Here is a 13,969-nt window from a genome sequence, read left to right as displayed (position 1 = left end):
TTTTAAATTAATAACTAGTCATAAATAAATATTGAAATAAGACTATGAATATATTTCAAATATTATTTTTCTTTTTTAAAAAATAAAGCCTTATTGTAATGACTATTATTTGCTATATTTTCTAATGAATATAATAAAATTAATTTTATACATAATTAGATTGTAATTATTCGATGTTTATTTTTTGCAATATTTAAATTAAAAAGAGTAATGAAAATGAAAGAGAAAATTGAAAATTACACTGGTCCTGCCGCTGGCTGGGGCGCGGTAAAAGCCGTGGCTGAAGCTATTCGAGGCCAAATGGAAATTGGTCATGATGTGATTGCTATGTTTGAAATGAATAAGCCTCAGGGGTTTGATTGCCCTGGTTGTGCATGGCCTGATCCTAAACATTATGCCTCCTTCGATATATGTGAAAATGGCGCAAAAGCCATGTCATGGGAAGCAACATCGAAAAGAACCACACCTGAATTTTTTGCAAAACATTCAGTAACTGAATTATTAAAGTGGGATGATTACGATTTAGAAAATGAAGGTCGTTTAACGCATCCAATGAAATATAATCCGCAAACTGACCATTATGAAGTGATTGAATGGGAAGAAGCCTTTGCACAAATAGGTAAACATTTATCTGGTTATGCCGACCCTAATGTGGTCGAGTTTTATACCTCTGGGCGCACCTCAAACGAAGCTGCGTTTTTATATCAACTGTTTGCAAGAGAGTACGGAACGAATAATTTCCCTGATTGTTCCAATATGTGCCATGAACCAACGAGTGTTGGACTTGCTGCATCTATTGGGGTGGGTAAGGGCACAGTGTTGTTGGAAGACTTTGATAAAGCCGATTTAGTGATCTGTATTGGTCATAACCCCGGCACTAACCACCCAAGAATGCTGAGCTCATTGCGTGAAGTGTCAAAACGTGGTGCAAAAATTATCGCGATCAATCCGTTAAAAGAACGAGGGTTGGAACGGTTTGAATACCCACAAGATCCTGTTGAGATGCTGACTTTAGAGTCAACTCAATTAGCCCAACACTATTATAAAGTACGCATCGGTGGCGATACCGCATTAATAAAAGGCGTGATGCGTGTTGTTATTGAGCAGCATGAGGCTGCGGTCGCACAAGGTAAATCGCCTATATTAGATAATGATTTTATTCGGGCTCACACTGCCGGTTTTGAGGCACTCAAACATGATGTGATGTCGACGCGTTGGGAAGATATATTACGTGTTAGCGGTCTGACTCGTGATGAAATCGAACAAATAGCCCAATTATATATTGAGGCGGATAGCACGATTATTTGTTATGGAATGGGGATCACTCAGCACCAGCACGGTACACAAAATATTCAGCAATTAGTGAATCTGCTGCTGCTCAAAGGGAATATTGGACGTGAAGGGGCCGGCATCTGTCCTTTACGTGGGCACTCCAATGTACAAGGAGACCGTACTGTTGGGATCACCGAAAAACCAAGCCAAGCTTTTCTCGATAAAATCGAACAACGGTTTGGTTTTAAACCCCCAGCTAAATTTGGCCATGCCGCTGTCGCGAGTATGCAAGCTATTTCTCAAGGAAGTGCGCGTGCATTGATCTGTATGGGCGGTAATTTAGCGGTTGCGATGCCGGATCAGGATGCCTGCTATAGCGGTATGAAAAAATTAGACTTAGCAGTGCATGCATCGACTAAACTTAATCGCTCCCATCTGTTGACAGCCAAAAACACATTCCTATTCCCCGTATTAGGGCGTACTGAACGGGATGAACAAAAAACCGGACCACAAAGTATTACCGTTGAGGATTCTATGTCGATGGTACATGCTTCACACGGTAAGCTAAAACCGGCTAGCCCTCACTTGAAATCAGAGTGTGCCATCGTAGCCGGTATGGCTAAGGCTACATTGCCAAATACTAAAGTGGAATGGGATGAGTTTATCGATGACTACGATAAAATTCGTGACGCGATGGAGGCGGTGTTACCGGGTTTTGAAGATTATAACGCGCGGATCCGTGTGCCCGGTGGTTTTCACTTAACCAATGCGGCTGCAGAGCGGCGCTGGTTGACGTCATCAGGAAAAGCAAACTTCATTACGACGCAAGGCGTTATTGAAGACCCTAAATCAGCGGTGAATAGCGAATTAGTCTTGGCGACAGTACGTAGCCATGACCAATATAACACCACTATCTATGGACTCAATGACCGCTATCGCGGTGTTTTTGGCCAACGTGATGTGATGTTTATTAGCGAAGCACAGGCTAAGAAACAGAACTTAGCCGCAGGCGATAGAGTCAATATTATTGCACTGGATAGTGAACAAAAGCGCACTCATCGCCGCTTAGATAACTTAAAAGTGGTTATCCATGATATGGCTGATCGCTGCGTGGCGACCTATTTCCCAGAAGCGAATAACTTAATTGCGTTGGATAATTTTGACCCGCAAAGTGGTATTCCGGCTTACAAAAACATTCCAGTGGTACTAGAAAAAGTGGATGTAGCGTCTTAACACCATCTCTTGATGACATAGAGACAAAAGCCACCCTTAAGATGATTGGGTGGCTTTTTATTTTGCTTATTATCGCTAACAGCGCATTAGGCCGACTGTAACTTTTCTTGCGGTAATTTCGCTTTTTTGCGCGCTAAGACCATTTTGCTATAGAGCAGGGCAATGATGAAATAGATGGCTTGAGTAATAACAATACAAGGGCCTGTAGCACCGTCAATGTGGAAACTGACAATGGTTCCAATCACACTAGAGGTGACGGAGGCAATCACGGCCACAAAGAGCATCCACCCAAAGCTTCGACACAGGACAAAAGCGATGATGCCTGGGGAGATAAGCATCGCAATGACTAAGATGATCCCAACCGCTTGAAGCGAGGCGACAATGGTAAGGGCGAGCAATGAGAGCAGACCATAATGGATCAACTTCACAGGCAGGCCAATCACACGCGCTTGATTAGGATCAAAGCAATACAGCATAAAATCTTTACGTTTTAGTAAGATAATAGCGATGGTAATGCCTGCAAACCATAGGTTTTGCTTAAATTCGGCATCGGTAATACCAAGAATATCCCCAAATAGGATATGAGTAAGATGCTGCTCGGTATCGATTTTGGCAAACATCACTAAGCCGACGGCGAACATGCCTGAAAAGACAATTCCCATCACGGTATCTTCTTTGATACGACTATTCTCTTTGAGGTATCCGGTGGCAAATGCACAAAACAGGCCCGAAACAAATGCCCCAATAGCAAGTGGTATACCCGCAACAGAAGCAATAACAATCCCCGGTAATACAGCATGGGAGATGGCATCCCCCATTAATGACCAGCCTTTAAGCACTAAAAAGCAAGATAAAATCGCACAGACTGCACCTGTCACGATAGCCGTAATAATCGCTTTCTGCATAAACGGGAAAATAAACGGTGCCGTTAGTAAGTCAATAAAATCACTCATTAGAGGCTCCTTGTTGTTTTATTTTATGCAGGTTCTCGACTTCCTGTTTTGCCTTACGACGAGAAGCAAAAATGCCGTGTTTTGGCGCAAAGAAGAATGCCAACAAGAAAATAACCGTTTGAAGCGTCACAATTAAGCCGCCAGTTGCCCCATTGAGGAAATAGCTGGCATAAGCACCGATCGCGCTGGTGGCAGTACCAATAGCGACTGCAATGATTAATAAACGCTTAAATTGGTCAGTGAGTAGATAAGCTGTTGCCCCGGGAGTTACCACCATAGCAATAACTAAGATTGCACCAACCGTTTGTAATGCAGCTACCGTACAAGCACTTAGTAGAGTAAAAAAGATAATTTTTAAGCGCAATGGATTCAAGCCAATTGAACGAGCGTGGCTTTCATCAAAGAACACGGCGAGTAAATCCTTCCATAAAGCCAGTAGCACGATAAAGGAGATGGCGATAATAATTTCAACCTGCAATACATCGGCGTCGGCGATACCTAAAATATTACCGAAAATGATGGTTTGCACATTCACTGAGGTTGGGTTTAAAGAGACGATTAATAGCCCCGCGGCAAAGAAAGTTGAAAAGATAAAGCCGATAACGGCATCTTCACGTAACCGAGTAATATGCTTAATAAAGGTCATAGCTAGGGCCGCGAGGATCCCCGTAAAAAAGGCGCCGGCGGCATAGGGTAAGCCTAACGCATAAGCTCCGGCAACACCCGGTACAACGGAATGAGAGAGGGCATCGCCCATTAATGACCAACCTTTGAGCATTAGGTAAGCTGAAAGAAATGCACAAACGGCACCCACAATAGCGCTTACCCAAATGGCTTTAACCATATAGTTGTACTCGAAAGGTTGCAGTAACAACTCGATCATACTGGATCCTTAGGCTGGTTTGTTCTAACGGGGGCATTGTGGTCATGGCCATAGAAAACGGCGGCGCGTTCATCATCGGTAATCACCGTGACAGAGCGTGGATCGTCGTCGTCATGCAGCTCTTGACCTGAAAGATTGATATGGCGTAGCACACCACCAAAAGCCACTTGCAAATTCTTTTGGGTAAATGTGGTTTCAGTCGGACCACTTGCGAGTACGGTGCGATTAATCAAAATGACTTGGTCACAAAACTCAGGCACACTCCCTAAGTTGTGAGTAGACACCAAAATCAGGTGGCCTTCATCACGTAGGCTACGTAACAGGTCAATAATGGCGTTTTCTGTTTTAACATCGACCCCTGTAAAGGGTTCATCAAGTAGGAGCACTTTACCTTGTTGGGCTAGCGCACGAGCTAAAAAGACGCGTTTTTTCTGCCCGCCAGAAAGCTCGCCAATCTGGCGATGCTCTAACCCTGCCAAATCTACACGTTCAAGTGCTTTTTTTACCGCTTCTTTGTCTTCACTTTTAGGAATACGAAAAAAGCCCATTTTGCCGTAACGCCCCATCATCACCACATCGGAGACAAGCACAGGAAAGTTCCAATCCACTTCCTCTGTTTGAGGAACGTAGGCAATAATGTTTTCTTTGAGAGCCTCTTTGATTGGCTCACTATTGAGCGTGACACTGCCAGATGATGGGGTGACTAACCCCATGATCGTTTTAAATAAGGTGGATTTACCACTGCCGTTGACGCCAACCAATGCACATATTGATCCGCCTGTAATATCAAAACTTGCATCATAAATTGCAGTGTGACCGTTGTTGTAAGTGACAGTGGCATCATCCACAACCAAATTAGGGTGTTCAAAGCGTTTCGAGTTACTCATATTACTGATCAAATCCTTTCGCTATAGTGTCAACGGTTGTATTTAACAGTTCGATATAGGTTGGTACTGGGCCATCTGCGGTTGATAGTGAATCTACATAAAGGACTCCACCGTATTTTGCCCCAGTTTCTTTACTAACTTGGCGTGCTGGTTTGTCTGAAATTGTACTTTCGCTAAATACCACAGGGATATTATATTTACGTACAGTATCAATCACATTTTTAACTTGTTGTGGCGTTCCTTGTTCTTCCGCATTAATTGGCCAGAGATAAGCTTCTTTAAAGCCATAATCTTTTGTTAAGTAGCTGAAAGCGCCTTCACTTGAGACTAACCAACGTTTCTCTTCAGGGATACGGTTGAGTCGCTCACGCAGTGGAGCATCAAGTTGTGCAATCTGTTCAGCATATTTTTTCGCATTTTGGTTGTAGATTTCTGCGTTTTCTGGATCATACTTAACCAATGCTTTGCGAATATTTTCGATATAAATTTGGGCGTTTGCAGGTGACATCCATGCGTGTGGGTTCGGATTCCCCTTATATTCGCCTTCACGAATTGGCATAGGGTCAATCCCCTCGGTGACGACAACAGCAGGAACATTTTGGAAATTTTCAAAGAAGCGTTGGAACCAGACTTCAAGGTTTAAGCCATTCCATAAGATCAGGTCGGCATCATAGGCCTTCATGATATCTTTTGGTGTTGGTTGGTAACCGTGGATTTCAGCGCCAGGCTTGGTAATCGATTCCACAACGGCGGCATCCCCTGCGACGTTTTGTGCGATATCTTGAATAATGGTAAAAGTTGTGACGACCTTAAACTTTTTAGCTAATGCAGGTTGACTGATTAGTAAAATAGTAGATAAAGCAAAGACAGCAGAAAGTAGTGGTTTAGACAGTAGAGATAGTGTTTTCTTCATTATTCAGACCCTGACATCATTGGCTTAGTGGATTTTTTAATTACCCTGTTACGCATAAAAAGAATAGCAGGAGTAAAAGTCAATTGATAATGATTATCAATATCAATTGGATAAAGTCAAGACAAAAAGTGTGTGATTTTTCTATTATTGTGATTACTTTTTTCAATGACTAAAACATGTCTTGAAGTAAAAGTTAAGTAAAAATTATTTTATTTTTCTTACTATTAGTTATTCTTCCGTCAGTTTTATTAGCAGAGGATATCTCGGTGAAAAAAAATATCAGTGGCGCATTGGTATTTCTGTTGCTAGCGGGTTGCTCTAGTGAACCAGAAAAACAAGTATCAACACAACGGATGTTAAATAAAAGTAGCAATTTATCAACAGTGCAGCAAAATATTTCCTTTCCTCGTACGCCATTTGATGAGTTCATTCGAGAGTCTGCGAGTCGTTATAATGTTGATGAAACCTTAATTCGGGCCATCATTGAGGTTGAATCAAATTTCCGGCCGGATGTCGTCAGTAAGTCGAATGCGATTGGTTTAATGCAAATCAAAGCTTCAACTGCGGGGCGTGATGCATATCGTTACCAAGGGAAATCAGGGGAGCCTTCAACGCGAGATTTAAAAGATCCGAGAAAAAATATTGATATTGGCACAGCTTATATTCGGATATTAAAAGAGCAACACCTTGCTGGGATTAACAATCCCCAAACGATGTACTATGCGACTGTCGTGGCTTACGTCAATGGTGCTGGCGCCTTGTTAAGGACATTTGATAATGATAAAGGCAGAGCTATCGCGATGATTAATCGATTGACACCTGAAGAGTTTTATCAACACGTTCAAACGAAACACCCAGCGCCTCAAGCTCCGCGTTATTTATGGAAAGTCAAAAATGCCTATAATTCATTAGCCATGAATTAATGATGTGCCGCCACTAAATGTGGGAGTTGCGCGACAATCTCAACGATACCGTTGATAACAAACTGCACTCCCATACAAATTAATAAGAACCCCATTACCCTTGATATCGCATCAATTCCACCATTACCTAACCATTTCATGATAGAAGTGGCACCTCGTAATGCTAACCAAACAATTAAGCTAACAATGAAAAAGGTGATTACCGGAGCGACTTTTAATACCCAAGGGGCAAAGCCAACATCACCTTGTAAAGAGGCCGCTGAGCTAATGATAATAGCGATGGTACCTGGCCCGGCAGTACTCGGCATGGCAAGGGGAACAAACGCAATATTAGGTGATTTCTGACGTTTTTTAGAGACGGTTGTGTCATCAGGTGTTAAGGCACTGGTATCATCGTTATTCTCACCGCTAGGGAATAGCATACCAAAACCAATAAATGCCACAATTAACCCACCAGCAATGCGTAATCCGGGAATCGAAATACCAAATGTATTCATCACTAATTGCCCTGCGTAGAAGGCAATAGTCATGATCGCGAAAATATAAATAGAAGCCAAAAGTGATTGATGGTTTCGCTGCTCTTTGGTCATGTTGCCAGACAAACTCAGCATCACTGCAATTGTTGTCAATGGGTTGGCAAGAGGAAGTATTAAAACCAATCCAATACCGATGGCCTGAAATAGCTGAAGAAAATCATTCATAATAGGCAAATTAAGCTCTTAATGGAGGTTAAAATTCAGTGCGAATTGGCACTATAGCAAAAATTATGCACAGATGCCCCGTAAAACCGCTTATCTCGCTACACAATCTCTGATATATCACGCGATAAAGTTACCAATCTTATTGCGATGATTTTTTTAAGATTTAAAAAGAAGTAGTTGTACACATTAACTGTGGATAACATTCGCATTCTATTGTGAATAAGTTGATTTACTCTTTTTATAACAGTGAGATATAACCGTGAGCTAAAAAATGTTCAATTTTTAAGATAAAAAAACCCTTTTTATGGGGGACATAAAAAGGGAAAGGGCATCTATTAGTAGGTTGTCAAAATTTCGATATGGTTAAGTTATACCGTTAATTTTGTTATTTACTTACTGGTTATGTAAATTCATTAAAAGAATACGTGTACAATTATTTATTAGTGAGCGAGGGAGAAAAAATGCTAATTGGAATCAATCATTTAACTCTAGCCGTTAGTGACATACAAAAAAGTATTTCTTTTTATCAGACGGTATTAGGAATGCAGTTACATGCAAGTTGGGAGCGAGGGGCTTATTTAACCTGTGGTGCACTATGGGTATGCCTTTCTTATGATCCGATGAGACAAGAGGTTGCTGCTGCAAAGTGTCGTGATTACACCCATTATGCTTTTACGGTGTCAGCTGAGGATTTTTCGGATATCGTTGAAAAATTGCATCAAGCCGGCGTGACTGTCTGGAAAGATAACCGCAGTGAAGGTGACTCCTTCTATTTTTTAGATCCAGATGGTCATCAATTAGAAATTCATGTTGGTTCATTAATAGATAGATTAAAGAGTTGCCGCAAAAAGCCGTACGACGGAATGGTATTTTATTCATAGTCAATACACCGCGGCGAATAGGTGATAACACAGGTGAAAGTTATAGGGAAACATTATGTCTATTCAAAGTGTAGCGACTGTTGGTGGATTGGAACAACAATTAGATTGGTTATTAATCGACTGTGTGAACAGTGGGGCTTCGATTGGATTTATTGCTCCAATAACACAGGTTGAAGCGCGCAATTATTGGCAAACAGTTGATCAAGGCTTGCAAACCGGTGAACGTTTATTACTCGTAAAATTAGTCGACAAACAGTTAGCTGGGGCAATTCAACTTTCATTTTGCGCAAAGGCAAATGGTCGCCATCGGGCAGAAGTTGAAAAACTCATGGTACACACAGCTTTTCGTCAGCAAGGCATAGCTAAACAGTTACTTCTCGCTGTGGAGCAGGTAGCGCTAAGCCATCAACGAACATTACTTGTATTAGATACTCGTACAGGTGATGTTGCTGCACATCTGTATCGCCAACAAGATTATATCGAGGTGGGCGAAATTCCTCATTTTGTATCGAATGCTCAACAGGAGTTTGAGAGTACAACTATTTTCTATAAGCACTTAAGCGTAAACGTATCATCTTAATTTGCTTGCTTTTATTAGCCTATTAATATTGCTAGAGTTTTCTTTACAAACTATTTTTTATTATAAATATTGCTTTACGCCCTATGCACTATGCTAACTAAAGTCAAACAGGTAAGTTTTGGGGTTGTAAATGAAAAATGTAATGACGGCTCTGACGGCATTCGTCATGCTAATGGGAGTCGCAATAGCTGCACTGCTTATTGTTTTTCCGCAGCAATGGAAGCAGGACATCTATCCTAGTGTAGCAAGTATTTTGCCTGAATCTATTAATGCGCTAATGCCAAGCTGGGGTGCGGATTATAATGCATGTGACAGTTTAGAAAGTAATTTGCAAACCTTTGCCGAATATTTAAAGACAAATGAAGATGTTGTCAACGTTAAAGGTATGAATGGACTGGACGACCAATTGAATGCCATACGCTCACGGGTTGAGAGTATGCCAGTACAAGTACGGAAATTAGTTTGCCAACAAGAATATGCACGCTTAGAAGGGTTAAAAAGTGTGTTCTTTTTGGGAAATAATTAGCGTTAACTTAATCAAAATAGTGCAGAAAATATCGCAGGGATAGAAAGCAAAATTTGTTATTTAAAACATCTTACATGATCTGTGTTAGTCTAAGTATGCCGTGTTGATTTAGGGAGCGTATCATGCGCATATTTAGACTTCCTTTCTTAAATTGGCTAATTTTCAACGCCATCGCCTTCTATTATCTTGATACGAAAAATAGCCTGTCTTGGAGTTTCTCTGGTTGGATGGGAATATTGGCGATACTGGTTGCGTTGGAAAGCTTTGGGTGGATAGCCGCCAGTTTATATTATTTTTATCGTTACAAGACATCCCCTAATCCCATCGTTCAGGCAACAGCGTTGATCACGGAAGGGCCATTTAAATTCTCTCGTAATCCACTCTATTTGGCGTTTACATCCTTGTGTGTCAGTTTGGCACTGTTTACCCAATCACCGTATTTTCTTGTATCAGGCCTTGTATTTTGGCTGGTGACCGATCTGTATACCATCCCTCAAGAAGAAAAGTTCTTATCAGCACGTTTTCAAGAGAAGTGGCAACGTTATAGCCAACAAACACGACGCTGGCTGTAACTTAAGAATACGGTGTGTATTTTAAAATAACCGTTAAATATGCATTTTGTTCTTAACAACTAGCGCAAAATATCGTTGTTTATCATATTGTCTTGTTTATTTATCAGCGGAGCGTATCACGACTAGAGGTATCTATTTACTGGTTGATGACGTAAAACGAGGCATGCGCACGCAGAGATAAAAAAAGTGAATTCAGATCACTTTACACTGCTCTTCACTCAGTATTCAGCGGCCTGAAGGCCAATGCATTGAGTAAACAATCCATTGCTATTTTTTATTAACCATTTGCTCAATAGATGCACACACTATGAATATTGAAACTTTCATTTCGTTATCGATGTTTTCTTTTGTCACCTCCATTACCCCAGGCCCCAATAACATCATGTTACTTGCATCGGGGATGAATTTTGGACTAAAGCGAACTATGCCACACGCATTAGGGGTCTCAATAGGCTTTTTGGTGATGCTAATTGCAGTGGGAATGGGAGTGGGGGCTTTAATTAAGTCGTCAGAGATCGTTTATAATATTTTGAAGTATCTAGGGATAGCCTATTTATTATGGCTAGCTTGGAAGACGACAATCAGCCGTTCAGTTGGATCAGCAAAAAACAGTAATGAAAAACCGCTAACGTTGTTAGAAGCAGCGCTGTTTCAATGGGTAAACCCAAAAGCATGGATGATGGCGATATCGGGTATGGCCCTCTACACAGACTCAACGAACCCTTATAGCTCAATGTTGCTTGTGGCGGTTATTTTTAGCCTAATTAATTTTCCATCTGTCACGATTTGGGCTATGTTTGGTAGTGAGTTGCGCGAACGATTGAAGAACCCTAATGTTTTGAAAAAGTTTAATTTAATTATGGGGCTATTGCTTGCGGCAAGTGCGATATCAGTGATATTCCAATAATATCTTATCGCCTCAACAGTAAGGCAAAAAGGGAAATATTGGGCTATCGGATAAGTGATAGTGGATATACAGCATTATGGTGTATATGGGGAGTGTAGGCAGGCTGGTGGAAAGACGCATACCACCTATACATTCCGCTATATACCTCCACGCGCACAATTGAGTTAATTAAACCAATCGAAACGGGAATGAATATTGAGCAAACCTACGATTAAATAAATCGGATAGAAAGTCAGCATTAGTGAAAAAGGGGCTGACTGAATTGTGATTATCATTGCGCTGATATATAGGCTCAGTTTTTCACTCGTCATTTTGAAAAATAGGCGGCCTTTAATGGGAAGCAGCTATTAGCAACCTGTGGTGACAATCCAAATATTTTTCCAGTTGAGCAAAGCCAAGGGTTGATTATTTTAGTATTTATACCTATTTATATTGTTGTGGCAATGCGGCATATCTTGTTTTAATTGTAGAAAATAGACTCAGTATTTTTATTGCGCTCATTTTCGTATTGATTGGTACTTCATATAAACTCACCATTTTCTATGTTGCACTATTCAAGTTGTGTCCATCGCTCTATTTGAGCAGGCTTGAACTATTCGGCGATAATAACCACTCATCTATCGCGAATAAATCAGTCTGTGTTATCATTGTCAATGAGTTACTTTTAATGTGCATAGTCAGTTAGTCATTTGTGTACATATCTCGCATAGTGAAGTGAGGAATTAATCGTAACGTATTGTTTTATAAACTTGGAATAATCAAGCAAGTGATCTTTCGTGTGGGTCACCACTGCTGATAAGGATTTATTAATGCCTGTTATTACTCTTCCTGATGGAAGTCAGCGTCAGTTCGACCATGCCGTTTCTGTGATGGATGTTGCGCGTGATATTGGAGCAGGTCTCGCAAAAGCGTGTATTGCGGGCCGTGTAAACGGTGAATTGGTTGATGCCTGTGAACTGATCGAGCATGATGCCAATTTGGCTATCATTACCAGCAAAGATGATGAAGGGTTAGAAATCATTCGTCACTCTTGTGCTCACTTGCTAGGTCATGCAATCAAACAATTGTGGCCAAACACCAAAATGGCAATTGGTCCAGTTATCGATAATGGTTTTTATTATGATATTGACCTAGATTATGCGCTGACGCAGGAAGACTTGGAAAAGCTTGAAAAGCGTATGCTTGAGCTTGCCAAAACAGATTATGATGTAATTAAAAAACGTGTTTCTTGGGCCGAAGCTCGCGAAACCTTTGTTGCCCGTGGCGAAGATTATAAAGTTGAAATTCTTGATCAAAATATTAGTCAAGACGACCGCCCAGGCTTATATCATCATCAAGAATATATTGATATGTGTCGCGGTCCACACGTACCTAATATGCGTTTCTGTCACCACTTTAAATTACAGAAAGTGGCGGGTGCATACTGGCGTGGTAACAGCGATAATAAAATGCTGCAACGTATTTACGGTACCGCTTGGGCAGATAAAAAGCAGCTAAATGCCTATCTATTACGCCTTGAAGAGGCGGCTAAGCGTGACCACCGTAAAATTGGTAAGCAATTAGATTTATACCATATGCAGGAAGAAGCGCCGGGTATGGCGTTCTGGCACAATGATGGCTGGACAATCTTCCGTGAATTAGAAACTTTTGTACGTACTAAACTAAAAGCCTATAATTATCAAGAAGTAAAAGGTCCATTTATGATGGATCGGGTACTTTGGGAAAGAACTGGGCACTGGGAAAACTACAAAGATGCGATGTTCACAACGTCTTCTGAGAACCGTGAGTATTGCGTAAAACCAATGAACTGCCCAGGTCACGTACAAATTTTCAACCAAGGTTTGAAATCATACCGTGATCTGCCATTAAGAATGGCTGAGTTTGGTAGCTGCCATCGTAATGAACCATCCGGCGCGTTACACGGTTTAATGCGTGTACGTGGCTTTACACAAGATGATGCTCATATCTTCTGTACTGAAGATCAAATCTTAAGTGAAGTCACCGACTGTATTAAAATGATTTATGACGTTTATGCAACATTTGGTTTTGAAAAAATTGTTGTTAAATTGTCTACACGTCCTGAAAAACGTATCGGTACTGACGATATGTGGGATACCGCAGAAGCGGATCTGGCTCAGGCGTTAAAAGATCAAGGTATTGAGTTTGAATACCAGCCAGGCGAAGGGGCATTCTATGGTCCTAAAATTGAATTTACACTGTATGACTGCCTAGACCGCGCATGGCAGTGTGGTACTGTACAGTTAGACTTCTTCTTGCCAGGCCGCCTCAATGCATCTTATGTTGGTGAAAACAACGAACGTATTGTGCCTGTGATGATCCACCGTGCGGTATTAGGTTCACTTGAGCGCTTTATCGGTATTTTGACAGAAGAATATGCAGGCTTCTTCCCAACATGGTTGGCGCCACAACAAGTGGTTGTGATGAACATCACTGATACTCAGGCGGATTATGTTCAAGAATTAGTCAGCAAGCTACAAAGTGTTGGCATTCGTGCGAAAGCGGACTTACGTAACGAGAAAATCGGCTTTAAGATCCGCGAACACACCTTGCGTCGTGTTCCTTACATGTTAGTTTGCGGCGATAAAGAAGTTGAATCAGGTAAAGTCTCTGTACGTACCCGTCGCGGTAAAGATTTAGGCAGCCTAGATGTCAATGAATTTACAAACAAACTGCTAGAAGAAATTCGCAGTCGTCAGCTTAATCAGATGGAGGAATAA

General features: G+C 41.2%; 13 protein-coding genes. 8 read left to right on the top strand and 5 right to left on the bottom strand.

The window, feature by feature from the left end:
- Positions 1-216 precede the first annotated feature (216 nt).
- Positions 217-2,505, top strand: coding sequence for an FdhF/YdeP family oxidoreductase (locus tag PSF11_RS04265; protein WP_036943855.1), 2,289 nt, complete (start codon positions 217-219; stop codon positions 2,503-2,505).
- A gap of 86 nt (positions 2,506-2,591) precedes the next feature.
- Here PSF11_RS04265 and PSF11_RS04260 read toward each other — a convergent pair whose 3' ends face one another.
- From PSF11_RS04260 to PSF11_RS04245, 4 genes are read right to left on the bottom strand one after another with little or no spacing between them, the layout of a single operon-like run.
- Positions 2,592-3,458 carry a metal ABC transporter permease gene (locus PSF11_RS04260; RefSeq protein WP_004919051.1) on the bottom strand — a complete coding sequence of 289 codons (867 nt, stop codon included), beginning with the start codon at positions 3,456-3,458 and terminating at the stop codon, positions 2,592-2,594.
- Positions 3,451-4,341, bottom strand: coding sequence for a metal ABC transporter permease (locus PSF11_RS04255; RefSeq protein ID WP_004919054.1), 891 nt, complete (start codon positions 4,339-4,341; stop codon positions 3,451-3,453). Before PSF11_RS04255 ends, PSF11_RS04260 begins: the two co-directional genes overlap by 8 nt.
- The gene (locus PSF11_RS04250) at positions 4,338-5,228 is read right to left on the bottom strand and encodes a manganese/iron ABC transporter ATP-binding protein (protein ID WP_072502207.1); all 891 of its coding nucleotides are present in this window, start codon (positions 5,226-5,228) and stop codon (positions 4,338-4,340) included. Before PSF11_RS04250 ends, PSF11_RS04255 begins: the two co-directional genes overlap by 4 nt.
- A gap of 1 nt (position 5,229) precedes the next feature.
- Positions 5,230-6,141 (bottom strand): metal ABC transporter substrate-binding protein, encoded by a 912-nt coding sequence (locus PSF11_RS04245; protein ID WP_004919060.1) that lies wholly within the window; start codon positions 6,139-6,141, stop codon positions 5,230-5,232.
- Between the two features lie 266 nt (positions 6,142-6,407).
- Here PSF11_RS04245 and PSF11_RS04240 point away from each other — a divergent pair, with 266 nt between their 5' ends.
- A complete protein-coding gene (locus tag PSF11_RS04240; RefSeq protein WP_004919061.1) occupies positions 6,408-7,064 on the top strand; it encodes a transglycosylase SLT domain-containing protein in 657 nt (218 codons plus the stop codon).
- On the opposite strand, the gene PSF11_RS04235 is transcribed toward PSF11_RS04240, so the two are convergent.
- On the bottom strand, positions 7,061-7,765 hold the full coding sequence (locus PSF11_RS04235) for a MarC family NAAT transporter (RefSeq protein WP_004919062.1): 705 nt from the start codon (positions 7,763-7,765) through the stop codon (positions 7,061-7,063). The genes PSF11_RS04240 and PSF11_RS04235 overlap by 4 nt on opposite strands.
- Before the next feature lie 461 nt (positions 7,766-8,226).
- Here PSF11_RS04235 and fos point away from each other — a divergent pair, with 461 nt between their 5' ends.
- From fos to thrS, 6 genes are all read left to right on the top strand, one after another.
- Positions 8,227-8,646, top strand: a complete 420-nt coding sequence (fos, locus tag PSF11_RS04230; RefSeq protein ID WP_072502208.1) for a fosfomycin resistance glutathione transferase — start codon at positions 8,227-8,229, stop codon at positions 8,644-8,646.
- A 55-nt stretch (positions 8,647-8,701) separates the two neighbouring features.
- A complete protein-coding gene (locus PSF11_RS04225; protein WP_004919069.1) occupies positions 8,702-9,226 on the top strand; it encodes a GNAT family N-acetyltransferase in 525 nt (174 codons plus the stop codon).
- A 130-nt stretch (positions 9,227-9,356) separates the two neighbouring features.
- Positions 9,357-9,752, top strand: a complete 396-nt coding sequence (locus PSF11_RS04220; RefSeq protein ID WP_004919070.1) for a hypothetical protein — start codon at positions 9,357-9,359, stop codon at positions 9,750-9,752.
- A 122-nt stretch (positions 9,753-9,874) separates the two neighbouring features.
- Positions 9,875-10,324: a methyltransferase family protein gene (locus tag PSF11_RS04215; protein ID WP_072502209.1), complete on the top strand. Its 450-nt coding sequence runs from the start codon at positions 9,875-9,877 to the stop codon at positions 10,322-10,324.
- Between the two features lie 307 nt (positions 10,325-10,631).
- Positions 10,632-11,231 (top strand): LysE family translocator, encoded by a 600-nt coding sequence (locus PSF11_RS04210; protein WP_014658194.1) that lies wholly within the window; start codon positions 10,632-10,634, stop codon positions 11,229-11,231.
- A gap of 809 nt (positions 11,232-12,040) precedes the next feature.
- Entirely contained in the window at positions 12,041-13,969 is a 1,929-nt protein-coding gene (thrS, locus tag PSF11_RS04205; RefSeq protein ID WP_014658195.1) for a threonine--tRNA ligase, read from the top strand.

The organism is Providencia sp. PROV119 (assembly GCF_028482435.1).
GTDB classification, from domain to species: Bacteria; Pseudomonadota; Gammaproteobacteria; order Enterobacterales; family Enterobacteriaceae; genus Providencia; species Providencia stuartii.
This window is presented reverse-complemented; position numbering and strand designations above follow the sequence as displayed.

Excerpts from the sequence above, each read along its gene's own strand:
- PSF11_RS04255 (WP_004919054.1), bottom strand. The coding sequence starts at position 4,341 with ATGATCGAGTTGTTACTGCAACCTTTCGAGTACAACTATATGGTTAAA.
- PSF11_RS04225 (WP_004919069.1), top strand. The coding sequence starts at position 8,702 with ATGTCTATTCAAAGTGTAGCGACTGTTGGTGGATTGGAACAACAATTA.
- thrS (WP_014658195.1), top strand. The coding sequence starts at position 12,041 with ATGCCTGTTATTACTCTTCCTGATGGAAGTCAGCGTCAGTTCGACCAT.
- PSF11_RS04265 (WP_036943855.1), top strand. The coding sequence starts at position 217 with ATGAAAGAGAAAATTGAAAATTACACTGGTCCTGCCGCTGGCTGGGGC.
- PSF11_RS04235 (WP_004919062.1), bottom strand. The coding sequence starts at position 7,765 with ATGAATGATTTTCTTCAGCTATTTCAGGCCATCGGTATTGGATTGGTT.
- PSF11_RS04220 (WP_004919070.1), top strand. The coding sequence starts at position 9,357 with ATGAAAAATGTAATGACGGCTCTGACGGCATTCGTCATGCTAATGGGA.
- PSF11_RS04245 (WP_004919060.1), bottom strand. The coding sequence starts at position 6,141 with ATGAAGAAAACACTATCTCTACTGTCTAAACCACTACTTTCTGCTGTC.
- fos (WP_072502208.1), top strand. The coding sequence starts at position 8,227 with ATGCTAATTGGAATCAATCATTTAACTCTAGCCGTTAGTGACATACAA.
- PSF11_RS04210 (WP_014658194.1), top strand. The coding sequence starts at position 10,632 with ATGAATATTGAAACTTTCATTTCGTTATCGATGTTTTCTTTTGTCACC.
- PSF11_RS04215 (WP_072502209.1), top strand. The coding sequence starts at position 9,875 with ATGCGCATATTTAGACTTCCTTTCTTAAATTGGCTAATTTTCAACGCC.
- PSF11_RS04250 (WP_072502207.1), bottom strand. The coding sequence starts at position 5,228 with ATGAGTAACTCGAAACGCTTTGAACACCCTAATTTGGTTGTGGATGAT.
- PSF11_RS04260 (WP_004919051.1), bottom strand. The coding sequence starts at position 3,458 with ATGAGTGATTTTATTGACTTACTAACGGCACCGTTTATTTTCCCGTTT.